The following is a 22,267-nucleotide window of genomic DNA, read 5'->3' as shown; positions in this document are numbered from 1 at the left end:
GCGTTCGCTCCATCGGTCGTTGCGTTCGCCTTGACGAACACGGCTGCGTTCGTTCATTGTATGACGCTATGCGTTCGATATGGCGAACAACCACTCGTGTCCTGGGGCGCGATCTTCTCCGTGACATCGGGCTGGTCTGCCTCGCCGACACCATTGTCGGCATCTCCTACGGCGCCATCGCGGTGGGCTCCGGCTTCCCGATCTGGGCGCCGATGCTGCTCTCGGTGCTGGTCTTCGCCGGTGCCTCACAGTTCATGTTCGTCGGCATCATCGCCGCGGGCGGCAGCCCGGTCGCGGCCGTCGCGGCGGGTCTGCTGGCCAACGCGCGGCATCTGCCCTTCGGCTTCGCGATCGGCGACGTCCTCGGGAAACGGTGGTCGTCGAGGGTGGTCGGCAGCCACCTGATGATCGACGAATCCGTCGCGTTCGCGCTGGCCCAGCGCGACGAAGAGCGGCGCAAGGCGGCGTACTGGGTGTGCGGGATCGGGCTGTTCGTCTGCTGGAACGTCGGCGTCCTCGCCGGGGCCTACGCCGGGACGGCGATCAGTGACACGGACGCGTTCGGGCTCGACGCGGCCTTCCCGGCGGTGCTGCTCGCGCTGGTCCTGCCGTCGCTGCGCGATCGCGCCGCCCGGCTGCCGGTGCTCGTCGGCGTCGCCGTCGCGCTGGCCACGACGCCGTTCCTGCCCGCCGGGCTGCCGGTGCTGCTCGCGCTGGTCGGTGTGCTGGCCGGGGTGGCCGCCAAGGAACCCGCCGAACGCGAACCCGAGGGAGTGCACTGATGGATCCGCTGGAACTGATCATCGCCGGCGGTGTGCTCGCCGCCGGGACCTTCGCCTTCCGGTTCGCCGGGCCGGTGCTGAAGGCACGGTTCACCGTCTCGCCCAAGGCCGAGAAGCTGATGGCGCGCTCGGCCGTCGTCCTGCTGGCCGCCCTCGTCGCGGTCGCCGCGCTCACCGAGGGACACGAGTTCGCCGGTTACGCCCGGCCCGCCGGAGTGCTGGTCGGCGGCGTGCTCGCCTGGCGCAAGGCGCCGTTCGCGCTGGTCGTCGTCGCGGCGGCCGCGACCGCGGCCCTGCTGCGGCTGGCCGGGGTCCCCTGACCTGGCCCTTCCCCGAGGCGCCTAAGCTAAGGGGAAGGTCTTTCGGGAGGTCGGGTGGCGATCGCGACGGGGGCACGGCCGGTGGTCGGCGTGCTCGCACTGCAGGGCGACGTGCGGGAGCACGCCGCGATGGTGGAACGAGCGGGTGCGCGTGCACTGCCGGTCCGTCGCGCGAGCGAACTGTCCGAAGTGGACGGTCTGGTGCTGCCGGGTGGCGAGTCGACCACCATGTCGAGGCTCCTGGAGACCTTCGAACTGCTGGAGCCACTGCGCGAGCGCATCGCGGACGGGATGCCCGCGTTCGGCTCCTGCGCCGGGATGATCCTGCTCGCCCGTCAGGCCCTCGACGGACGGCCTGACCAGCGGCAACTCGGCGGGCTCGACGTCGTCGTCCGGCGCAACGCGTTCGGGCGGCAGGTGGACTCCTTCGAAGCCGATCTCGACTTCACCGGTATCGAAGGCGGCCCGGTGCACGCTGTGTTCATCCGCGCCCCGTGGGTCGAAAAAGCGGGCGACGGGGTCGAGGTACTCGCCAGTGTCCCCGAAATGCCGGGCTCCGAGGACGCGGCCGCTAGGATCGTCGCGGTCCGGCAGGGGGCGGTACTCGCCACGTCGTTCCACCCCGAACTCACCGGGGACGAACGCGTGCACAGGCTGTTCGTCGACCTCGTGCGGCAGGCTTAAGCAAAACCGACACTGTGCTCAGCGGCGGGCACAGGAGTAGATGGAGGAGAGATGAGCGGCCACTCCAAGTGGGCCACCACGAAGCACAAGAAGGCCAACCTGGACGCGAAGCGCGGCAAGCTCTTCGCCCGGTTGATCAAGAACATCGAGGTGGCGGCCCGGACCGGCGGTGGCGACCCGGACGGCAACCCGACGCTCTACGACGCCATCCAGAAGGCCAAGAAGAACTCGGTCCCGCAGGACAACATCGAGCGCGCCCGCAAACGCGGCGCCGGTGAAGAGGCCGGTGGCGCCGACTGGCAGACCATCACCTACGAAGGCTACGGCCCGAACGGTGTGGCCGTCCTGATCGAATGCCTCACCGACAACAAGAACCGCGCCGCCATGGAGGTGCGCACCGCGCTCACCCGGAACAACGGCTCGCTCGCCGACCCGGGCTCGGTCGCCTACATGTTCAACCGCAAGGGCGTCGTGATCATGCCCAAGGGTGACGCCGGCGAGGACGACGTCCTCATGGCCGTCCTCGACGCGGGCGCCGAAGAGGTCAACGACCTCGACGAGAACTTCGAGATCGTTTCGGAGGCCACCGACCTCGTCCCGGTCCGGAAAGCCTTGCAGGAGGCCGGTTTCGAGTACGAGTCCGCGGATCTCACCTTCCTGCCGTCGGTCAGCGTCCCGCTGGACGTCGAAGGCGCGAAGAAGGTCTTCAAGCTCATCGACGCGCTCGAGGATTGCGACGACGTGCAGAACGTGTACGCGAACTTCGATGTGTCCGACGAGGTCATGGCCGAGGTCGGCTGATCGATTTTTCCCGCCATGCCGCGGAAAATCGGTCCCGGGACTAGGTACGGACGCTCGCGTGGGGCACAATGTCGCGCGTGACGACCTCCGAAGCCGATGCCCTCACCGCTGAAGAAACCGAACTGATCCAGTGGATCGAGTCGCAGGCGCAGGCGAGAGGGAACGCGGTCATCGCGGTCGACGGCGACGAGAACGACGCGCCCTTCTGCTTCACCGCGTGCGCCTGGGCGCTGCACAACGTGGCGGAAGCGGTCGTGATCGGACTGCCCGGGCACATGGGGCCGGTCCTTCTCGACGCCTACGTCGACCGTGCGGCCGCGGGCGAGATCTTCGAGGTCGGCAAGCGCTACGACGATTTCTTCGAGGGCGCGCCGGTGGTCTTCGAACGGGTCGCGAAGGGGCACTATCCCGAGTACTTCGGGAGCGCGTTCCTGATCTACCCGGACGGGGACTTCCCGGCGCTGCAACTGATCGTCGCCACGCCGGACGGGCACTTCCCGTGGCATCCGGACGCGCCCGAGGGCTTCGCGCGGTACCAGCCGGTACTGACCGAATCCGGTGACCCGGAGAGCTGGACCCCGGGCGTCGACGGCCCCTGAGCCACCGCTGCGCGTGCTATGAAAGGTCCTTTCCTTGCAAATTTTGCAAGGAAAGGACCTTTCATAGCGTTCGGGACACCCTGCGTCCACGCATTCAGAGGACTAATTGCGGGGTCACCGAAGCCAGGGCCCCAGGTCTTCCGTCGCGTCGGGCCACTCGGCGGCCAACGCGGCCGCCGACCGGAACTCCACGCTGTCGTCCGTATAAGGCGGCACGACCACGGTCCCGACCAGGCTCCACTCACCGGTACTCGCCGACGCCTGCCAGACCCCGGCGGGCACCACCACCTGCGGACGCTGACCGGTCGCGACGTCCGGCCCCAGCACCGGCCGCGAAACACGTCCGCCGGGGAACAGCAGCAGCATCCGCACCGGCGCGCCGGCGTGGTGGGCGTAGATCTCCAGGCGGTCCAGCCGGTGCGGCGCCGAGGTTTCCGGTGGCGCGAGCAGGTAGTAGATCGCGGACGCGGTTTCGTCGCGCCAGCTCTGCGCCCAGCGGCCGCCCTCCACGGGCAGCGGCTGAAGACCCAGATGGGCGGTGAACTCGTCGGGACTCGGCATGTCCTCATCTTGCCCGGACCCTGCTCCGGGTAGCCTCGGATCTCGAACTGATGTTCGCCGGAGCGGAGGAAAACGCGTGCGGGTACTCGGGGTCGACCCCGGTCTGACCAGGTGCGGGCTCGGGGTGGTCGACGGCGGCACGGGCCGCACCGTCCGCCCGGTGGCCGTCGACGTCGTGCGGACCTCGCCGGACGCCGATCTCGCCGTGCGCCTGTTGGGGATCTCCGACGCGGTCGAGCGCTGGATGGATCGCTACAAACCCGAGGCCGTCGCCGTGGAGCGGGTGTTCGCGCAGCACAACGTGCGCACCGCGATGGGCACCGCGCAGGCGGGCGGGGTCGTCGCGCTCGCCGCGGCCCGGCGCGGGCTGCCGGTCGTGTTCCACACCCCGAGCGAGGTGAAGGCCGCCGTCACCGGCTCCGGCCGTGCGGACAAGGCACAGGTCACCGGTATGGTCATGCGGCTGCTCGGCCTCGAGGTCAAACCGCATCCGGCGGACGCCGCGGACGCGCTCGCGCTCGCCATCTGCCACTTGTGGCGCGAGCCGATGCGCGTCCGGCTCGCCGAAGCCGAGGCCAGGGCGGCCGAGATCGCCAAGAACCACAAGGCCAGGCTCGCCGCCGCGGCCAAAGAAGCGAAAGCGCAAGGAGCGGCTCGATGATCTCCTCGGTACGCGGTGAAATCCTCTCCATCGGCCTCGACCACGTCGTGATCGAGGTCGGGGGAGTGGGCTTCGCCGTGCAGGCCACCCCCGCCACCCTCGCGACGCTTCGCCGCGGAGAGCAGGCGATGCTGCACACCGCGCTCGTGGTCCGTGAGGATTCCTTGACGCTGTTCGGTTTCGCCGACGCGGACGCCCGCGAACTGTTCGGTCTGCTGCAGACGGTCTCCGGGATCGGGCCGCGGCTGGCGCTGGCGACCCTCGCCGTCCTCGATCCCGACAAGCTGCGGTCCGCGCTGGTCGAAGGCAACATCACCGTGCTCACCCAGGTGCCCGGCATCGGCCGCAAGGGCGCCGAGCGGCTCACGCTCGAACTGCGCGACAAGGTCACCGCGCTCGCGGGCCCGACCGACGGGTCCCCGGCGGTCGTCGCGCCCGGTGCGCTGCGGGGAGAGGTCGTCGAGGCGCTCGCGGGCCTCGGCTTCCCGGCCAAGCAGGCCGAACAGGCCGTCGACAAGGTGCTCGGCGAGGGCGACGGCCACACGACGTCGTCCGTGCTGCGCGCCGCGTTGGCCACCCTCGGGCGTAAGCGGTAGCCGGCCACATGGACTATGAGGCCGTGACGGAGTTCGAAACCGACGAGACGCTCTCGGCGCTGCCGCAGACGGGCGAACGCGAGGTCGAGACCACGCTGCGCCCGCGCAAGCTCGACGAGTTCGTCGGCCAGCCGCGGGTGCGTGAACAGCTCGAACTCGTCCTGGAAAGCGCTCGGCGCCGCGGTGTCCCACCGGACCACGTCCTGCTCTCGGGCCCGCCGGGACTGGGCAAGACGAGTATGGCGATGATCGTCGCCGCCGAACTCAACGCCGCCATCCGCATCACCTCCGGTCCCGCGCTGGAACGCGCGGGCGACCTGGCCGCGATGCTGTCCAACCTGGCGCCCGGCGACGTCCTGTTCATCGACGAGATCCACCGGATCGCCCGCCCCGCCGAGGAGATGCTGTACCTCGCGATGGAGGACTTCCGCGTCGACGTCGTCGTCGGCAAGGGCCCCGGCGCCACCAGCATCCCGCTGGAGATCGCGCCGTTCACACTGGTCGGGGCCACGACGCGGTCCGGTTCGCTGACCGGTCCGCTGCGCGACCGGTTCGGCTTCACCGGCCAGATGGAGTTCTACAGCGACGCCGAACTGGAACTCGTCGCCCGCCGCGCCGCCACGATCCTCGACATCGACATCGACCGGGACGGCTGCGCGGAGATCGCCCGCCGGTCCCGCGGCACACCCCGGATCGCGAACCGGCTGCTGCGCCGGGTGCGCGACTACGCCGAGGTCCGGGCCGACGGCAAGGTCACGCGCAAGATCGCGCGTGCCGCGCTGGAGGTCTACGACGTCGACGAACTCGGCCTCGACCGGCTCGACCGCGCGGTGCTGACCGCGCTGGTCCGCTCCTTCGGCGGCGGCCCGGTCGGCGTGTCGACGCTGGCCGTCGCGGTGGGGGAAGAACCGACCACCGTCGAAGAGGTGTGTGAGCCTTACCTGGTCCGCGCCGGTATGCTCGCCCGCACTCCTCGCGGCCGGGTCGCCACAGCGGCCGCGTGGGAGCACCTCGGCCTGCCGGCCCCGGCCGGTGCCACGCGCGGCGATCAGGGCGGCCCGAACCTGTTCGACCAGGACTGAACGGACCGTTCACGCGGTTCGAGGCCCGTGGTGACGACGGGTGGTGGTGGAGTTTCCGCTGGCACCTGGCACACTCGGGGAGAGCACACCCCGCCAAACCGGACAAAACAGCGCACCGCGCGGCGTCCGCTCGAAATGGAGAATCATGAACCAGTTATTGCTGCCGCTGCTCCTGATGCTCGTTGTGGCGATTCCGCTCGTCATGGGCACCCGTAAGCAGAAGAAGGCGGCGGCAGCGCAGCAGGAGCTGCTCTCGAGCCTGGCTCCCGGTGACCGGGTGATGACCACCTCCGGTCTCTACGCGACTGTCGCCGACGCTTCCGCCGACACCACGATCGACCTCGAGATCGCCGAGGGCGTCGTGACCACCTGGCTGCGCCAGGCCGTCCGCGAGAAGGTCGAGCCGGCCGTCGAGACGGACGAAGACGCCACCGACTCCACCGACACCGACGAGGTCGTCGAGGCGCCGGTCGTCGAGTCGAAGGACGACGAGCGTGTCGAGGAGAAGTCGGGCGCGCAGATCGCTCCTCCGCTGGAGCACGGCAAGAAGTAGCGGTTGTAAGGCCATCCCCGACACCAGACTTTCGTAGGTGCGGGGCCAACGCCGGGCTCACGCAGCACCGAGTAGTGTCTCGGTGCTGCGTGCGTGTCCGTCGTCATAGTCGTGCTCGTTCGCGGTACCGCCGGGCTCCCGTCCGGATGAGTGAACAGCCAAGTCCATTGGGGAAAAACCCAGTCCGTCCGAGGAGACCGAAGCACAGTGGCCGCACCGGCCGGGCATCTCCGCCCGGGACGCTATCTCGCCTTCTTCGCCCTGATCGTGGTCGCGCTGTACGCCCTGGTGTTCTTCACCGGTAGCGGCAAGCCGACGCCGAAGCTCGGCATCGATCTGCAAGGCGGCACGAGGGTCACCCTGTCCGCCCGAAACCCCGACGGCGGCGACCCTCCGCGAGAGTCCCTCGAACAGGCCCGCTCGATCATCGAGCGCCGGGTCAACGGTATCGGCGTCAGCGGTACCGAGGTCGTCCTCGACGGCAGCAACGTCGTCATCACCGTCCCCGGTGAGCAGGGAGACCAGGCCAAGACCCTGGGCAAGACCGCGAAGCTGGGCTTCCGGAAGGTCGTGACGTCGCAGCCGGTGACCCCGGTCCAGCAGCCGACGGCCCCGCCCGCTTCCGGCACGCCGTCTTCGGCACCGCCGTCCTCGCCGGGTGTGAGCGCCCCGCCGAGCAGCCCGGCCAACGGTGGCGGTGGCGCCGCCGGCGCGCCGCAGCAGCAGCCGGGCGCGGACTCCGACGAGCAGACGAAGAAGGAGATCGAGAACGCCCGGAACCTCCGGCAGAACCCCGATCTTCTTTCGACGGACCAGGCGAAGCAGGCCGCGGCCGCCGAGAAGGCCTTCGCGGCCCTCAACTGCGACCCCAAGGTGTCGGACCCGCTGGTCGGCAACGACCTCACCGACAAGCCGCTGGTCGCCTGCGGTGACAAGAACACCATGAAGTACCTGCTGGAGCCGGAGTTCCTCCCCGGAACGGAGATCTCCGACGCCTCCTCGGGCTACGACACGCAGAACTCGCAGTGGGTCGTCAACCTGAACTTCAAGGGCGAGGGTTCCCGGATCTGGGGCGACTTCACCTCGAAGAACGTCCAGAAGCAGGCCGCGTTCGTCCTCGACACGCAGGTCGTCTCCGCGCCGACCATCCAGTCCGCGATCCTGGGCGGACAGACCCAGATCACCGGCCGGTTCAGCCAGACCGAGGCGAAGGACCTGGCGGACGTGCTGAAGTACGGCTCGCTGCCGCTGTCGTTCGAGTCCTCGGACGCGACGACGGTGTCCGCGACGCTGGGTCTCGCGTCGCTGCAGGCGGGTCTGATCGCCGGTGGCCTCGGCCTCCTGATCGTGTTCATCTACTGCTTGTTCTATTACCGGCTGCTCGGCGTGCTGACGATCCTGTCGCTCGCCTTGTCGTTCTCGCTGGTCTACGCGGTACTGGTGCTGCTGGGGCGGTGGATCGGGTACACCCTCGACCTCGCCGGCGTGGCGGGCCTGATCATCGCGATCGGTATCACCGCCGACTCGTTCGTCATCTACTTCGAACGGTTGAAGGACGAGATCCGGGAAGGCAGGACGTTCCGCTCCGCGGTGCCGCGAGGCTGGTCTCGTGCCCAGCGCACGATTCTGGCGTCGGACGCGGTCAGCTTCCTCGCCGCGGCCATCCTGTACTGGCTGGCCGTCGGTGAGGTCAAGGGCTTCGCGTTCACGCTCGGCATGTCGACGGTCCTCGACCTCGTCGTGGTCTACCTCGTGACCCACCCGCTGGTCTCGATGGTGTCGCGGTCGAAGTCGAAGTTCCTGTCCAACCCCAAGAACCTCGGCCTCGGTGCCGTTCAGCAGGTGGGCTCGGAGCGTAAGGCGGCCCGTCCGGCCGCCGGCCGCCCGAACGTCAAGGAGGCGTGACCGTGGTCGACGAAAACACCACCACCGCGGGCAAGCGCGACAGCATCTTCCGCCGCCTCTACGTGGGTACGGGCGCGTTCGACGTGGTCGGCAAGCGCAAGCGCTGGTACCTCTTCTTCGGCGCGCTGGTGCTGGTCTGCATCGCGTCGATGGGGATCAAGGGCTTCAACTTCGGGATCGACTTCGAAGGCGGCACCCAGATCCAGCTGCCCGCCAACGGCAAGAACGGCCAGATCAGCGAGCAGCAGGCCAAGGACGTCTTCTCCGAGGCGCTCGGCCGCCCGGCCGACGAGGCGCAGAAGGTCGGCAGCGGCGCTTCGTCGACCATCCAGCTCCGTTCGGACACCCTGGACGCCGCCGAGGTCGCCAAGATCAAGGAAGCGCTGTTCCGCGACCTCGGCCCGATCGGGTCCAACGGGCAGCCGAGTGTCCAGGCCATCAGTGACAGCGCGGTCAGCGCGTCCTGGGGCGGGGAGATCTCGCGGCAGGCGTTGATCGCGCTCGGGGTGTTCCTCCTGGCGGTCACGCTGTTCCTGGCGTTGTACTTCGACACGAGGATGGCCGCTGCGGCGCTGATCTCGCTCCTGCACGACATCGTGGTGACGGCGGGTGTGTACTCGCTGATCGGCTTCGAGGTCACGCCGGCGACGGTGATCGGTCTGCTGACGATCCTCGGGTTCTCGCTGTACGACACGGTGGTGGTGTTCGACAAGGTCCGCGAGAACACACGTGGCCTGCTCGGGCTCACCCGCCGTACCTTCGGCGAGGCCGCCAACCTGGCGCTGAACCAGACGCTGATGCGGTCGTTCAACACGGCGCTGATCGCGATGCTGCCGATCCTCGGCCTGCTCGTCGTCGGGTACATCCTGCTCGGCTCGGGCACGCTGCAGGACCTCGCGCTGGTGCAGCTCACCGGCACCCTGGTCGGCGTGCTGTCCTCGGTCGCGCTGGCCACCCCGCTGCTGGTGGACCTGAAGATGCGTGACCCGAAGTTCCGTCAGCAGGCCGACCGGGTCGCCGCGCGGCGTGCGAACCAGGCCCGCAAGGCCGCCGAGCGCGACGACGACTTCGACCCGAACGACGAGGACGCGCTGGCCGCCGAGCTCCGCAAGGAGAAGGCGTACGCCGCGGCGGCGAGCGTTCCCGCGCGGAACCAGAAGGCCCACAAGGGTCGTCCGTCGGGTAAGCGCAAGAGGTAATCCCGGCCGTCGAACGCTAGGAAAGGTCCTTTCATTGCAAATTTTGCAATGAAAGGACCTTTCCTAGCGTTCAGGGACCCGGAAGCACGACTGGAGAGCAGGAAGCACATGGAGCTGGCCAAGGCACTCGACCTCATCGCCGACGTACCGGACTTCCCGGAACCCGGCGTGCTGTTCCGGGACCTGAGTCCGCTGTTCGCCGACGCGGCGGGCTTCAAGGCCGTCACCGACGGGCTGGCCGCCACCGTGGACCCCGGGGTCGATCTGCTGGCCGGAGTGGAGGCGCGTGGATTCCTGCTGGCCGCCGCCGTCGGCTACGCCCGCGGCCTCGGTGTCGCGTTGATCCGCAAGCCGGGCAAGCTGCCCCGCGTCGCGGGCAGGGTCGGTTACACGCTGGAGTACGGCACCGCGACCGTCGAGCTGCCCGAAGGTGTCGTCGAGCCCGGCCAGCGTGTCGCGATCCTCGACGACGTGCTCGCCACCGGTGGCACGGTCGCGGCGACCTGCAAACTGCTGGAAGACGCGAAGGCACAGGTCACCGGGGTTTCGGTGGTCATGGAACTCGGCGCGCTCGGTGGTCGTTCCGTGCTCGAGGGGCGTCGTGTGGAGGCCCTCCGGGTGTGTTGACCGGGCGCACCAAGTGAGCCGCCGGGGGGAGCGGTTACCCTTGATGTCCGAAGGCCGCACGAAGCGCAGGAGGTGCGGGTGAGCCAAGAGCTCGATGCCGCGGTGTCCTCGAAGGACGGCACCGAGCAGAACGGTGCGGCGCGACAGGGGGCGGCGCCGACACCGTCCGCGACGCGCCGCGTGCGCGCCCGCCTCGCCCGCCGGATCACCGCGCAGCGCGCCGCGCCGGTCAAGCAGGTTCTCGAACCGCTCGCCGTCATCCACCGCGAGCTGCATCCCAACGCCGACCTCGCGCAGCTCCAGCGCGCGTACGACGTCGCCGAAGAGCTGCACCGCGAGCAGCGGCGCAAATCCGGCGACCCGTACATCACGCATCCGCTCGCCGTCGCGACCATCCTGGCCGAACTCGGCATGGACACCACGACGCTGGTCGCGGCGCTGCTGCACGACACCGTCGAGGACACCGGCTATTCGCTGGAAAGCCTGAAGGCCGACTTCGGTGAGAAGGTCGGCGAGCTCGTCGACGGCGTCACCAAACTGGACAAGGTCAAACTCGGCACGGCCGCCGAGGCCGAGACCATCCGCAAGATGGTCATCGCGATGGCGCGCGACCCGCGCGTGCTGGTCATCAAGCTGGCCGACCGGCTGCACAACATGCGCACGATGCGCTTCCTGCCGCCGGAGAAGCAGGCCCGCAAGGCGCGCGAGACCCTGGAGGTCCTCGCCCCGCTGGCGCACCGGCTCGGCATGGCGACGGTCAAATGGGAGCTGGAGGACCTGGCCTTCGCCATCCTGCAGCCGAAGAAGTACGACGAGATCGTCCGCCTGGTCGCCGATCGCGCGCCTTCGCGCGACACGTACCTGCGGTCGGTGATCACCGAGCTGACCGGCAATCTCGAAGGCTCGCGGATCACCGCCAAGGTCGAGGGCCGCCCGAAGCACTACTACTCGATCCACCAGAAGATGATCGTCCGCGGCCGCGACCTCGACGACATCCACGACCTGGTGGGCGTGCGGATCCTGGTCGAGGACGTCCGTGACTGCTACGCCGCGATGGGTGTCGTCCACGCGCTGTGGCAGCCGGTCCCCGGCCGGTTCAAGGACTACATCGCGCAGCCTCGTTTCGGTGTGTACCAGTCGTTGCACACCACCGTGATCGGTCCGGACGGCAAACCGCTGGAAGTCCAGATCCGTACCTACGAGATGCACCGCACCGCGGAGTACGGCATCGCCGCGCACTGGCGGTACAAGGAGACCAAGGGCACCCACAACGGGAACGCCATGGACGTCGACGAGATGGCGTGGATGCGCCAGCTCCTCGACTGGCAGCGGGAAGCGGCGGACCCGGGCGACTTCCTGGAGTCGCTGCGCTACGAGCTCGCCTCGCGCGAGATCTTCGTGTTCACGCCCAAGGGCGACGTGATCACGCTGCCGGTCGATTCGACGCCGGTGGACTTCGCCTACGCCGTGCACACCGAGGTCGGCCACCGGTGCATCGGGGCCCGCGTCAACGGCAGGCTCGTCGCGCTCGAGCGCAAGCTGGAGAACGGCGAGGTCATCGAGATCTTCACCTCGAAGGCCGAGACGGCGGGGCCGAGCCGCGACTGGCTGCAGTTCGCCGGTTCGCCCAAGGCGCGCGCGAAGATCCGGCAGTGGTTCGCCAAGGAACGCCGTGACGAGGCGATCGAGGGCGGCAAGGAGGCCATCACCAAGGAGGTCCGCAAGGTCGGCCTCCCGATCCAGCGGCTGGTCTCCGCCGAGTCGATGGGCGCGGTCGCCACCGAACTGCGGCACCCGGACATCAGCTCGCTGTACGCGGCCGTCGGCGAGGGGCACACCAGCGCGAAGCACGTCGTGCAGCGGCTGGTCGCGCTCATCGGCGGCGTCGACGAGGCGGAGGAGGAGCTCGCCGAGCGCGCGACCCCGTCCACCGTCACCCGCCGCCGCGGCTCGAACGACGTCGGCGTCGTGGTGAAGGGCGCCAGCGACATCTGGGCCAAACTCGCCCGCTGCTGCACGCCGGTGCCGGGCGACGAGATCCTCGGTTTCGTCACGCGCGGCGGTGGCGTCAGCGTGCACCGGACCGACTGCACCAACGCCGACGACCTGCGGGCCCAGCCCGAGAGGCTGGTCGAGGTCGAATGGGCGCCCTCGGCGTCTTCGGTGTTCCTCGTCGCGATCCAGGTCGAGGCGCTGGACCGGCACCGTCTGCTCTCCGACGTCACGAAGGTGCTCGCGGACGAGAAGGTCAACATCCTGTCCGCGTCGGTGACGACGTCGCGCGACCGGGTCGCGGTCAGCCGGTTCTCGTTCGAGATGGGCGACCCGAAGCACCTCGGACACGTACTGAAGGTGGTCCGGGGCGTCGAAGGCGTTTACGACGTGTATCGGGTCACTTCGGCTTCGTGACCGCCGGTGGGTCCCGGCTACAGTCCGAGGATGACTGACGGGTTCGAATTCACTCGCGACGGCGAGGTCGCACGGCTGACGTTCACTAGGCCGGAGAAGATGAACGCGATCACCTACGGGATGTGGTCGGCGATCCCGGACGTGGTGGCGCGGGTGGAGGCGGACCCGGCGATCAAGGTTCTCGTGCTGACCGGCGCGGGCGCGCATTTCTCGGCGGGCGCGGACATCAGTGAGTTCCGGGACCTGCGGTCGACCGCCGACGCTGCCGAGACCTACGACAAGGCCGTCGACGGGGCCGTGGCGGCGCTGACGGCGTCGCGGAAGCCGACAGTCGCGATGATCCAGGGGAATTGCATCGGCGGCGGATGTCAGATCTCGGTCGCGTGCGACTTCCGGTTCGCGGCGGAGGGTTCGCGCTTCGGTATCACGCCGGCGAAGCTCGGGATCGTCTACCACTTCGACTCGACACGGCAGCTCGTCTCACTGGTCGGCGCCGCGAACGCGAAGTACTTCCTGCTCTCGGGCGAGCTCGTCGACGCGCGGCGGGCGCGGGAGATCGGGCTGCTCAACGACGTCTTCCCGGCCGACGAGCTGGAGGCCTCGACGGCGAAGTTCGTCGAGACGCTCGCTTCGCGTTCGCAGGCCTCGGTGCGCGGGATGAACCGGATCATCGAGAAGATCGTGGCGGGGCAACAGGAATCCGACGCCGAAGTGGACGAGATCCGGCTCGGTGCGCTGCATGGCGAGGACTATGCCGAAGGGGTGGCGGCGTTCCTGGCGCGGCGGCCGCCGAAGTTCACTTATCGCTGAGGCTCGCGCTTCATCGCGGCGTTCCGTGAAGGCCTCCTTGGTGAACCCGTATTTGCTGACCCGCTGGTGTGGTGGGGCGGTGAAGGTAGTGCTGGCTGTCGTCTTGGGCGAGTGGGGAAGATTCCGGCCGTCCAACGTCCAGGATCTTCCCCGCTCGGTCGTCGCTCCCACGCAGGTCGGACGCAGGTACACAAATGCTGGTTCGCCTTGAGGGCCCCAGGGTCCCTCAAGGAGGCCTTCACGGCTTTCGCGCCCAGATGGCGGTCCGCACGTGGCCCCGCCGGCGACCATGTCGCGAAAGCCACTTTCGCGACATCTGATGTCCCGAAAGTGGCTTTCGCGGCACTTCGGACGGCGTTCCGTGTGGACAGTCGCGGTGGCACCACTTCTGCCTCGAATCTCGCCCCGAAAACCCTTGTGGCATCCCGCTTTCTGTGCCTCCGCGGCTCGTTTCCCATCGGCCGCCTTGTTGCGCGAAAAAGTTTTTTATGGCTTGAGCCAGAGTTGTTTATGGTCGTTTCATGGAGTGGAAATTTCAGACGGCCGAAGAGCTCACGACCGCTTTGCGTTCCGGTGAAGTGACGTCGGCGGAGCTGACCGACGAGGCGATCGCCCGGATCGAACAGGACGACAAGGCGATCAACGCGATCTGCGTGCCGGACTTCGACCGGGCGCGGGCCGCCGCGCGTGAAGCCGACGAGGCGCGCGCCCGCGGTGAGGACCGGCCGCTGCTCGGGATCCCGGTGACGGTCAAAGAGTCCTTCAACATGACCGGCCTGCCCACGACCTGGGGAATGCCGCAGCACCAGGACTTCATGCCCGCCGAGGACGCGGTGCAGGTGTCGAGGCTCAAGGCCGCCGGGGCGGTGGTGCTCGGGAAGACCAACGTGCCGTTGGGGCTGCAGGACATCCAGACGTTCAACGAGTTCTACGGCACCACGAACAACCCGTGGGATCACGATCGCACCTCGGGCGGGTCGTCCGGCGGATCGGCGGCGGCACTGGCGTCCGGTTTCGGCGCGCTGTCCATCGGCTCCGATCTCGCCGGCTCGTTGCGCACCCCCGCGCATTTCTGCGGTATCTACGCGCACAAGCCGACGGTCGGGCTCGCGGCGACCCGCGGCATGGTCCCGCCGCCGGCGCCCGCCTTGCCGATCGACCTCGACCTGGCCGTCGCCGGACCGATGGCGCGCACCGCCCGCGACCTCACGCTCCTGCTCGACGTCATGGCCGGGCCGGACCCGTTGACACACGGGATGGCGTACGAGGTGAAGCTGCCGCCCGCGCGCCATGAGCGGCTCGGCGACTTCCGGGTCTTGGTGATCGAGGACCATCCGCTCATCCCGACCGGGGCCGCCGTGCGGGCCGGCGTGAACCGGGTGGCCGACGCGCTGGTCGACGGCGGGGCCCGCGTCGAACGGTACAGCCCGTTGTTCCCCGATCTGACCGAGTCCGCGACGCTCTACACGCAGCTGCTGTTCTCGAGCACGGTCGCGCGTTTCCCCGTCGAGGCGTACGAACAACTGCAGGCCAACGCCGCCGGGCTGAGCGCGGACGACCAGAGTCTCGACGCGGCTCGGCTACGCGCCATGGTGTTCACCCACCGCGACTGGCTGGCGGTGTACGACCACCGCGAACGTCACCGTCACGGCTGGCGCCAGCTGTTCGCCGAGTTCGACGCGGTGGTCTGCCCGATCACGCCGACCCCCGCGTTCCCGCATGATCACGATCCCGATCTGCTGGGACGCAAGCTCGACATCGACGGTGTGGAGTATCCGTACTTCGACCAGCTCGTCTGGGCGGGCGTGGCGACCATGCCCGGTCTGCCCGCCACCGCGGTGCCGACCGGCCGGTCCGCCGAGGGCCTGCCGGTAGGAGTGCAGCTCATCGGTCCGGCGTTCGAGGACCGCACCCCGCTGCGGCTGGCCGAACTGCTCGAGCAGACGATCGGCGGCTTCCAGGCGCCGAGCTAGATCTCGTCCCAGGGATTGCTGTCGTACGCTTCGGCGAGGATCCGGCCCGTTTCCGGAGCGTACGACAGCTCGACGTCGTCCACCGACGCCACCGGCCAGCCGACCGACTCCGAATTGGTCAGGAACATGGCGTCGAACCCCGGCAGGTCGGCGGGGCGGACGTCGCGGATCTCCTGTGGGATCGCGTTCCGCTCCAGGCCGCGTCGCACGAGCTGCTGGGTGATGCCGTCGAGCACCGGGGCCTGCGGCCAGACCACCGTGCCGCCGTCGAGGAACCCGACGTTCCAGATCGACGCTTCGCTGACCCGGCCGTCGTAGTCGATGAACAACGCGTCGTCGTATCCCGCCAGCTTCGCCTCACGCGCGTGGTGAAGGAGTCCGAACGTGCCGACGTGCTTGACCTCCGGAAGCACCCGTTCGTAGCGCACGGACCGCAGGCGCAGCGGCGTCATCTCGTGCTCCTGGGGCGGCCCGGTCCGCACGAGGACGTCCGGCGCCGCGGGCGCGCCGGGATCGGACCAGTCCATCGCGCGGGAGAAGATCAGCACCCGCACCGAAAGAGCGCCCTCACCCCGTACGGCTTGCCGTACGTACTCGCGCACCGCGTCGGTGTCGAGGTCGCTGCCGAACATGCGCCGCGTGCTCGTCACGAGGCGGCGAAGGTGGACGTCCAGGCCGCGGACCTTGCCGTCGCGGACCTGCATCGCGGTGAAATGGCCGTAACCGAACGCGCCCGCCAGGTCTTCCGACCGGGCGGGCGCGCCGTTGATCTCCAGCTTCACGTCAGGCGTTGACCGTGACGCCGGTGAACTTGACCTCGGTGTTGGGCGGGCCGGTGCCGTCGCCGTTGCCTGCCTGCGCGTTCGCGCCCGCCTTGGCGACCTTGTCGAGCACCTTCAGGCCCTCGTCGGAGATGCTGCCGAAGACCGAGTAGTCCGCGGGCAGTTCGGCCTCGCCGTAGACCATGAAGAACTGGCTTCCGCCGGAGTTCGGCTGCTGCGTCTTCGCCATCGCGAGGATGCCGCGGCCGTACTTGATCTCCTTGAACGCCTCGTCCGGCATGGTGTAGCCCGGGCCGCCCATGCCGCTGGCCTCGGGGTCACCGCACTGCAGCATCTGCAGGCCGGTGGTGCCGAGCCGGTGGCATTTGGTGTCGTTGAAATAGCCCTGCTGGGAAAGGCTGATGAAGCTCTGCACCGCGCACGGGGCGAGCGCCCGGTCCAGCGTCAGCGGGATGTCGCCCGCGGTGCTCTTCAGCACGACGTTCACCGTGCCGTTCGAAGAGACGTCCTTGCCTTCCGGCTTGTTCACCTTCTTCGAAGCCGGCTTGGCGGTGTCGTCCTTGTAGTCGCAAGCCACCGGGTTCGCCAGCGGCGTCGGCCGCTTCGGCATCGGAGTGCGCTCCGTGGGGATGGTGACCTCGGGGGTCGGAGGAGCCGAGCTCGGGGAAGCGTCGGAGGCGGCATCGTCACCACTGTTACTGCTGACGATCCACCACACCGCGCCCGCCACGATGGCGACGACGCCGACGACCGCCACCGAGCCGACGATCCTGCGCCGCTTGGCCTTCTCGGCCCGTCGCACGATCTGTCGCTCGAGCTTGCGCTTCGCGGCTTCGCGGCGCTGCTGGTTGGTCGGCACCCGCCCTCCCGGTTTCCACTCGATGTCACACGTCTGAGGTAGCGGGAGTCTATTGGCACAGCCTGTGAGGCCCCCGTACAGGGGCCGCTAGGCTTACTTGATCGTGATCAGGGCCATCCTGTCACCTGTTCGGCGGAAGATCTGAGGAGGCGTTTCGTGCTGGTTGTCGGTTTTCCGGCAGGCCCCCTCGAAGCCAACTGCTACCTGCTCGCCCTGGACGGCGGGAGCGAGTGCGTGATCGTCGATCCCGGCGAGGAAGCCGCCGGGCCGCTGGAGGCCGCGCTCACCGAGCACGGTCTGACGCCGGTCGCGATGCTCGCCACCCACGGCCACCCCGATCACGTCGCTTCGGCGGGCGAGGTCGGCGCGCGCCACGGGATACCTCTCTATCTGCACGAGGCGGACCGGCCACTGCTCGGCCAGGACGCCGGTCAACGGAAGGACGGCATCGTGCCACTCGTCGATGGCCCGCTGAGGCTGGCCGGGCTGGAGATCACGGTGTCCGGCACACCGGGTCACACCGCCGGTTCGGTGGTCTTCGGGCTGACCGCGGCCGAAGGCGGGCGGATCGTGCTCACCGGGGACAGCTTGTTCGCCGGTTCGATCGGCCGGTCCTCGGGTGACGGCGGTGAGCTCGTGCGTTCCCTCGGCGCCAAGGTGATGACGCTGCCCGACGACACCGTCGTCCTGCCGGGCCACGGTCCGGCCACCACGATCGGCCGCGAGCGCGCCGGGAACCCGTTCCTGGCCGGGACGGGCGCGTGATGACCGAGCCCACCGGGACCCCGGAGACCCCCGAACGTCTCCCGCTGTTCCACGACGACCCCAAGCTCCGCCGCAAGCGCGGCTGCTCCAGCGTCGCCGGTGTCGTGATCTTCGCGGCCGCGTTCGGCGGGATCGCCGGGCTGATCGGCGGTGAGATCGCCGGGCTCGTGGTCGCCGGGGTGATCGCGTTGCCGCTGCTGTACGTCATGTTCTACAACCTGCGCCGCCGGGTGTGGCTCGAAGGCGACACGCTCATCGTGCGGACCTGGGGCGTACGGCGGATCGAGCTGACCGCGGCCGAGCGCATCGACCTGGTGATCAGCGACGTGCGCGGGACCCGGACGGTCAGCCTGCTGGTGAACGCTGGCAAGCGCCGCAAGGTCGCGAAGGTCGATCTGGCCGTCTACTCGGGCGCGGGTGGCAGGGAACTGGGCATCCTGCAGTTGCGCAAGCTGGCGAACGCGCTGCTGAACAACACCGAAGCGAACGGTCTCGTGTTCTCGGAACTGCTGGTGGCGCAACTGAAATCGGAGGCACGCGGCGACGCGGCGGCGGAGCGGCCGCTCTACCGGCTGGCCTCGGCGGCGCCCGCCGGGAAGTACATCCAGCGGTTCACGATGGAGGCGGTCAGCCGCTTCGTGGCGACCCTGGACTGACGGTGCGGGTCTCCAGTTTCTCCAGCCGGGCCTTGATCTCCTCCAGCTGGTAGACGATCTCCGGCAACTCGCCCGCGGCGAAGGTCGCCAGCCGCTCCGAGTGCTTGAGCGTCGCCCGGACGTCGTCGAGCGCGGCGGCGATCTTGGGGACCGCCTCGACGGCTTCGAGCGTCGAGACGAGCACGCGCCGCGCGACGGCGGTCAGCTGTCTCGGGACGGCGAACACGGCGTCGAACATGGCCCCTCCGATCACGCGGCGAACCTCGGGTGCGGCCTCTTCGTACCCGACTCCGGCCCGTGCCCGCGCGGCGGGCTCGCGCTTTGGGGCGCTTGTGGCTACAGGGACTCTTGGGGCTCCCGCGAGGCGATCAGTGCGGCCAGCACGGTGGTGACCGGGACCGCCGCGACGATGCCGACGCTTCCGGCGAGCGTCCGCACGATCTCCTGGGCGATGTTCTCCGCGCCGAGGATCGAGCCGAGCCCGACCCCCGAGAGCGACGTGTACAGCAGCACCGGCAGCGCCGCGCCCGCGTACGCCATCACGAGCGTGTTGACCGCCGAACCGACGTGATCGCGCCCGATCCGCAGGCCGGCGCCGTACAGCTCACGCCAGCCGAGCGCCGGGTTCGCCCGCCGGAGTTCCCACACCGCGCTCGTCTGCGTCACCGTGACGTCGTCGAGCACACCGAGCGCGCCGATCACGACACCCGCCAGCAACAGTCCCCGCGCGTCGATCCCGTGCCCGAGCGAGCCGATCAGCTGGGACGTGCTGTCGTCGAGGCCGGTCAGTGACGCCGCGGCCGAGAAGATCGCCGACAGGACGCCGATCAGGACCAGGCTCACCAGGGTGCCGAGCACAGCCACCGAGGTTCTCGCGGACAGCCCGTGCGTCAGGTACAGCGCGACGAACATGATCGCCCCCGCGCCAGCGATCGCCACCAGCAGCGGACTTTCGCCGGCGAGGATCGACGGCAGGACGAAGAGCGCCAGCACCAGGAAGCTCAGCCCGAGCGCGATCAGCGCGGCGACCCCCTGCCAACGCCCGAGGACGATCACCGCGAGCGCGAACAACCCGGCGAGCAGCAGCAGCGGCGTACCCCGCTGGAAGTCGACGATCTGGAACGACGCGGGGTTCGCGACGTCGCCGCCGTTGTAGGACAGCACCACCTCGTCGCCCGCGGCGAACCGCGGCGTGCTGGGCTCGATGGGCAACGTGAGCTTCAACGGCTTCCCGGACGCGGGACCGTCGGTCATCGTGAGCTCGCTGGTGAGACACGGCTTCGCGTCCGGCGGCGGCTCGCCGACCTGCACCTGTCCTTCGGCGAGGCACGGTCCGGTGATCGTGCCGGTGACCGTCGCGTTCACCGGGGTTCCCTGCGGGAAGACGCTTTTCGCCGGATCCTTGCCCCACGGATAGAGGAAGACCATCCCGGCGACGGTCGCGACGGCGAGCGGGATCAGCAACCACATCAGTAACTGCCTGACCCGGCGCGACGCGGGCGCCGCCGGTCCGTGACCGTGCGAGTGCCCGTGGCCGACCGGCTCGGGTTCGGGCTTCGGTTCGGCGGCGCGACGTCTGCCCGGTTCCGCCGGTCGCGGCCGCTGGGCCGGTGGGCGCGGGCGCCGCGTGCCCTCGGGCGGCGGCGTCCGGCGCGGCGAACGGGACGTTCCGGGCGAACGATCGGACGGGGTGTCCGTTACCCGGCGAATCGGGCCGGTGTCGTCGTCGGAGATGTCGCGGCGGTTCACCCGCACATCCTCCACAGTCGGCGGCGCGTGCCGCACACGGCCTATCCGAATGCCTGCCGAAGGTGGACACGGCGATAGGCCGAAGGCGGGGTGTCGAAGTGGTCGAGGAAGGCTTGGCGAAGCGTCTCGGTCGAGCCGAAACCGCATCGCCTCGCGATCGAGGACAGCGGAAGTTCGGTGCCGCACAACAGTTTCGCCGCGTTCTCGGTTCTCGCGGCCCGCACGTACCTGCTGGGTGTGGTGCTCAAGTGCGCGTCGAACAACCTGGTCAGCTGTCGGGGGCTGATCCCGGCCCGTTGGGCGAGGGCGGCGGTGCCGAGATCACCGGCGAGGTGTTCGGCGACGTACGCGGTGATGTCGCGGACCAGCCGGTTCTCCGGCGGTGGACCGGACAGGAACATGCTCACCTGCGCCTGGTTGCCCGGCCGCTGCAGGTAGGTGACGAGCATGCGGGCGACTTCCCTGGCGACACTCGGGCCGTGGTCCTCTTCGACGAACGCGAGGGTGAGGTCGATCCCGCTGGTGACCCCCGCCGCCGTGTAGACGTTGCCGTCGCGCACGTACAGCGGCACCGGGTCGACGTTCACCTGCGGATAGTTCGTCGCGAGCCGGTTCGCGAACCGCCAGTGGGTGGTGGCGCGGCGGCCGTTGAGCAGTCCGCACGCGGCGAGCACGGTGGCGCCGGTGCACACCGAGGCGACCCGGCGGCTCTGCTGCGCGAGCCTGCGGACGTGGGTGACGAACCGCGCGTCCGCGGCGGCGGCCTCGTGTCCGGTGCCGCCCGCGACGATCAGCGTGTCCAGCCCGCCGGTGATCTGGTCGAGCCGATGCTGTGCCTGCAGGGTCAACCCGGACTCGCAGCGGATGCCGCGTCCGTCGACGCTGGCGAGCATGATCTCGTACCCCGGCTTGCCGCCGAGTTTGGTGGCGGCGTCCAGGACGTCCGACGGACCGGCGATGTCGAGCAACTCGGCGTTGCTGTAGCCGACGATCAACACTCGTCTGGGTGAACCCGGCATGATCGAACGCTACCAGTAGTGCCCGGCCGTCGGACGTTGTTCGCAGGAATCCGGACATCCGGGCCACCGTGGGCCCGCCGCTCCGACACCGTTGTCCCCATGACAGACGACAAGAAGACGATCGCGTTCGTGGTGTACCCGGGGATGACCCCGCTCGACATGGTCGGGCCGCTGACCGTGCTGGAGGGGATGGCGAGCACGGCGCAGGAATACCGGACGGTCGTGGTCGGCGAGACGAAGGACCCGGTCACCACCGACAACCCCCTGAAGCTCGTGGCGACCCACACCTACGACGAGGTCCCGTCGCCGTACGCGCTGCTCGTGCCCGGTGGCGCCGCACCGACGCTGAAGGCGCTCGCCGACGAGAAGCTGGTCGGTTACCTGCGCGGCGCGGCGGCGAACGCCGAGCTCGTGACGTCGGTGTGCACGGGATCGCTGCTGCTGGGGCAGGCAGGACTGTTGAAGGGCCGCAAGGCCGCGACGCATTGGATGTTCCGGGAACTGCTGGGCGCGTTCGGCGCGGAACCGGTCGCGGAGCGCTGGGTCGAGGACGGGAACGTGATCACCGCCGCCGGGGTGTCGGCGGGGATCGACCTCGCGCTGCATCTGGTCGAGCGGCTCGTCGGCGCCGAGATCGCCAGGACGATCCAGTTCGTCATCGAGTACGACCCGGAGCCGCCGCAGGGCCCGCTGGACTGGTCCAAGCGTCCGTACGGGGACCTCAAGCCCTTGCTCGAGCACACGCTGAACGAGGCGCTCGCGGACGAACCCGCGTTGCGGGACAGGCTCCTCGCGCACACCGGGAAATAAGGGGGACGGCCATCCGGGTGAGAAATCGACGTCTCGGGGACAGCACCGGGTTACATTCGGGTCAT

General features: G+C 69.2%; 24 protein-coding genes. 18 read left to right on the top strand and 6 right to left on the bottom strand.

The features are described 5' to 3' along the window. Positions 1 to 68 precede the first annotated feature (68 nt). The 5 genes from AMK34_RS06930 (at position 69) to AMK34_RS06910 (ending at position 3,186) form a co-directional block, all read left to right on the top strand. The gene (locus AMK34_RS06930) at positions 69 to 782 is read left to right on the top strand and encodes an AzlC family ABC transporter permease (RefSeq protein WP_037338952.1); all 714 of its coding nucleotides are present in this window, start codon (positions 69 to 71) and stop codon (positions 780 to 782) included. Beyond that, positions 782 to 1,102, top strand: a complete 321-nt coding sequence (locus tag AMK34_RS06925) for an AzlD domain-containing protein (RefSeq protein WP_007034928.1) — start codon at positions 782 to 784, stop codon at positions 1,100 to 1,102. Before AMK34_RS06930 ends, AMK34_RS06925 begins: the two co-directional genes overlap by 1 nt. Positions 1,103 to 1,156: 54 nt before the next feature. Beyond that, on the top strand, positions 1,157 to 1,786 hold the full coding sequence (gene pdxT / locus AMK34_RS06920; protein ID WP_038512501.1) for a pyridoxal 5'-phosphate synthase glutaminase subunit PdxT: 630 nt from the start codon (positions 1,157 to 1,159) through the stop codon (positions 1,784 to 1,786). Positions 1,787 to 1,837: 51 nt separating this feature from the next. Continuing rightward, a complete protein-coding gene (locus AMK34_RS06915) occupies positions 1,838 to 2,587 on the top strand; it encodes a YebC/PmpR family DNA-binding transcriptional regulator (RefSeq protein WP_016334762.1) in 750 nt (249 codons plus the stop codon). A gap of 68 nt (positions 2,588 to 2,655) precedes the next feature. After that, positions 2,656 to 3,186 (top strand): DUF4262 domain-containing protein, encoded by a 531-nt coding sequence (locus AMK34_RS06910; protein ID WP_038512502.1) that lies wholly within the window; start codon positions 2,656 to 2,658, stop codon positions 3,184 to 3,186. Positions 3,187 to 3,300: 114 nt separating this feature from the next. On the opposite strand, the gene AMK34_RS06905 is transcribed toward AMK34_RS06910, so the two are convergent. Beyond that, entirely contained in the window at positions 3,301 to 3,747 is a 447-nt protein-coding gene (locus AMK34_RS06905; RefSeq protein WP_073843726.1) for a cupin domain-containing protein, read from the bottom strand. 76 nt (positions 3,748 to 3,823) lie between these two features. Between AMK34_RS06905 and ruvC the strand changes: the two genes are divergently transcribed. The 10 genes from ruvC (at position 3,824) to AMK34_RS06855 (ending at position 15,562) form a co-directional block, all read left to right on the top strand. After that, on the top strand, positions 3,824 to 4,408 hold the full coding sequence (gene ruvC, locus AMK34_RS06900) for a crossover junction endodeoxyribonuclease RuvC (RefSeq protein WP_038512506.1): 585 nt from the start codon (positions 3,824 to 3,826) through the stop codon (positions 4,406 to 4,408). Continuing rightward, positions 4,405 to 5,004, top strand: coding sequence for a Holliday junction branch migration protein RuvA (ruvA, locus tag AMK34_RS06895; protein WP_038512509.1), 600 nt, complete (start codon positions 4,405 to 4,407; stop codon positions 5,002 to 5,004). The genes ruvC and ruvA overlap by 4 nt, the downstream gene beginning before the upstream one ends. Before the next feature lie 8 nt (positions 5,005 to 5,012). Beyond that, entirely contained in the window at positions 5,013 to 6,086 is a 1,074-nt protein-coding gene (ruvB, locus tag AMK34_RS06890; protein WP_038512512.1) for a Holliday junction branch migration DNA helicase RuvB, read from the top strand. A 145-nt stretch (positions 6,087 to 6,231) separates the two neighbouring features. After that, positions 6,232 to 6,639: a preprotein translocase subunit YajC gene (yajC, locus tag AMK34_RS06885; RefSeq protein ID WP_038512514.1), complete on the top strand. Its 408-nt coding sequence runs from the start codon at positions 6,232 to 6,234 to the stop codon at positions 6,637 to 6,639. Positions 6,640 to 6,846: 207 nt separating this feature from the next. Further along, a complete protein-coding gene (gene secD, locus AMK34_RS06880; protein WP_038512517.1) occupies positions 6,847 to 8,544 on the top strand; it encodes a protein translocase subunit SecD in 1,698 nt (565 codons plus the stop codon). Next, positions 8,541 to 9,743 carry a protein translocase subunit SecF gene (gene secF / locus AMK34_RS06875; RefSeq protein WP_038512520.1) on the top strand — a complete coding sequence of 401 codons (1,203 nt, stop codon included), beginning with the start codon at positions 8,541 to 8,543 and terminating at the stop codon, positions 9,741 to 9,743. Before secD ends, secF begins: the two co-directional genes overlap by 4 nt. Positions 9,744 to 9,851: 108 nt before the next feature. After that, the gene (locus tag AMK34_RS06870; RefSeq protein WP_073843724.1) at positions 9,852 to 10,370 is read left to right on the top strand and encodes an adenine phosphoribosyltransferase; all 519 of its coding nucleotides are present in this window, start codon (positions 9,852 to 9,854) and stop codon (positions 10,368 to 10,370) included. A 78-nt stretch (positions 10,371 to 10,448) separates the two neighbouring features. Continuing rightward, the gene (locus AMK34_RS06865; RefSeq protein ID WP_038512526.1) at positions 10,449 to 12,779 is read left to right on the top strand and encodes a RelA/SpoT family protein; all 2,331 of its coding nucleotides are present in this window, start codon (positions 10,449 to 10,451) and stop codon (positions 12,777 to 12,779) included. 30 nt (positions 12,780 to 12,809) lie between these two features. Continuing rightward, a complete protein-coding gene (locus AMK34_RS06860; RefSeq protein WP_037338920.1) occupies positions 12,810 to 13,589 on the top strand; it encodes an enoyl-CoA hydratase/isomerase family protein in 780 nt (259 codons plus the stop codon). Between the two features lie 521 nt (positions 13,590 to 14,110). Beyond that, positions 14,111 to 15,562: an amidase gene (locus tag AMK34_RS06855; protein WP_073843722.1), complete on the top strand. Its 1,452-nt coding sequence runs from the start codon at positions 14,111 to 14,113 to the stop codon at positions 15,560 to 15,562. On the opposite strand, the gene AMK34_RS06850 is transcribed toward AMK34_RS06855, so the two are convergent. Beyond that, on the bottom strand, positions 15,559 to 16,344 hold the full coding sequence (locus AMK34_RS06850; RefSeq protein ID WP_073843720.1) for an aminotransferase class IV family protein: 786 nt from the start codon (positions 16,342 to 16,344) through the stop codon (positions 15,559 to 15,561). The two genes, AMK34_RS06855 and AMK34_RS06850, sit on opposite strands and share 4 nt — an antisense overlap. A gap of 1 nt (position 16,345) precedes the next feature. Continuing rightward, the gene (locus AMK34_RS06845; protein ID WP_073843718.1) at positions 16,346 to 17,203 is read right to left on the bottom strand and encodes a peptidylprolyl isomerase; all 858 of its coding nucleotides are present in this window, start codon (positions 17,201 to 17,203) and stop codon (positions 16,346 to 16,348) included. A 156-nt stretch (positions 17,204 to 17,359) separates the two neighbouring features. On the opposite strand from AMK34_RS06845, the gene AMK34_RS06840 reads away from it, so the two are divergent. Together AMK34_RS06840 and AMK34_RS06835 are read left to right on the top strand one after the other, a co-directional pair. Beyond that, positions 17,360 to 17,968, top strand: coding sequence for an MBL fold metallo-hydrolase (locus AMK34_RS06840; RefSeq protein ID WP_073843716.1), 609 nt, complete (start codon positions 17,360 to 17,362; stop codon positions 17,966 to 17,968). Beyond that, complete coding sequence (locus AMK34_RS06835; RefSeq protein WP_038512540.1) at positions 17,968 to 18,624, top strand: hypothetical protein; 657 nt, start codon at positions 17,968 to 17,970, stop codon at positions 18,622 to 18,624. The genes AMK34_RS06840 and AMK34_RS06835 overlap by 1 nt, the downstream gene beginning before the upstream one ends. Here AMK34_RS06835 and AMK34_RS06830 read toward each other — a convergent pair. From AMK34_RS06830 to AMK34_RS06820, 3 genes are all read right to left on the bottom strand, one after another. Continuing rightward, the gene (locus AMK34_RS06830) at positions 18,596 to 18,877 is read right to left on the bottom strand and encodes a hypothetical protein (protein WP_378417714.1); all 282 of its coding nucleotides are present in this window, start codon (positions 18,875 to 18,877) and stop codon (positions 18,596 to 18,598) included. The genes AMK34_RS06835 and AMK34_RS06830 overlap by 29 nt on opposite strands. Before the next feature lie 83 nt (positions 18,878 to 18,960). Next, entirely contained in the window at positions 18,961 to 20,373 is a 1,413-nt protein-coding gene (locus tag AMK34_RS06825; RefSeq protein WP_073843715.1) for a YibE/F family protein, read from the bottom strand. 41 nt (positions 20,374 to 20,414) lie between these two features. After that, on the bottom strand, positions 20,415 to 21,392 hold the full coding sequence (locus tag AMK34_RS06820) for a GlxA family transcriptional regulator (protein WP_038512549.1): 978 nt from the start codon (positions 21,390 to 21,392) through the stop codon (positions 20,415 to 20,417). A gap of 99 nt (positions 21,393 to 21,491) precedes the next feature. Between AMK34_RS06820 and AMK34_RS06815 the strand changes: the two genes are divergently transcribed. Continuing rightward, positions 21,492 to 22,202 (top strand): DJ-1/PfpI family protein, encoded by a 711-nt coding sequence (locus tag AMK34_RS06815; protein ID WP_073843713.1) that lies wholly within the window; start codon positions 21,492 to 21,494, stop codon positions 22,200 to 22,202. Positions 22,203 to 22,267 lie beyond the last annotated feature (65 nt).

Source organism: Amycolatopsis sp. CB00013 (assembly GCF_001905755.1).
Taxonomy (GTDB): Bacteria; Actinomycetota; Actinomycetes; order Mycobacteriales; family Pseudonocardiaceae; genus Amycolatopsis; species Amycolatopsis japonica.
Note: the sequence above shows the minus strand (reverse complement) of the source record. Positions and strands in the feature narration are given on the sequence as shown.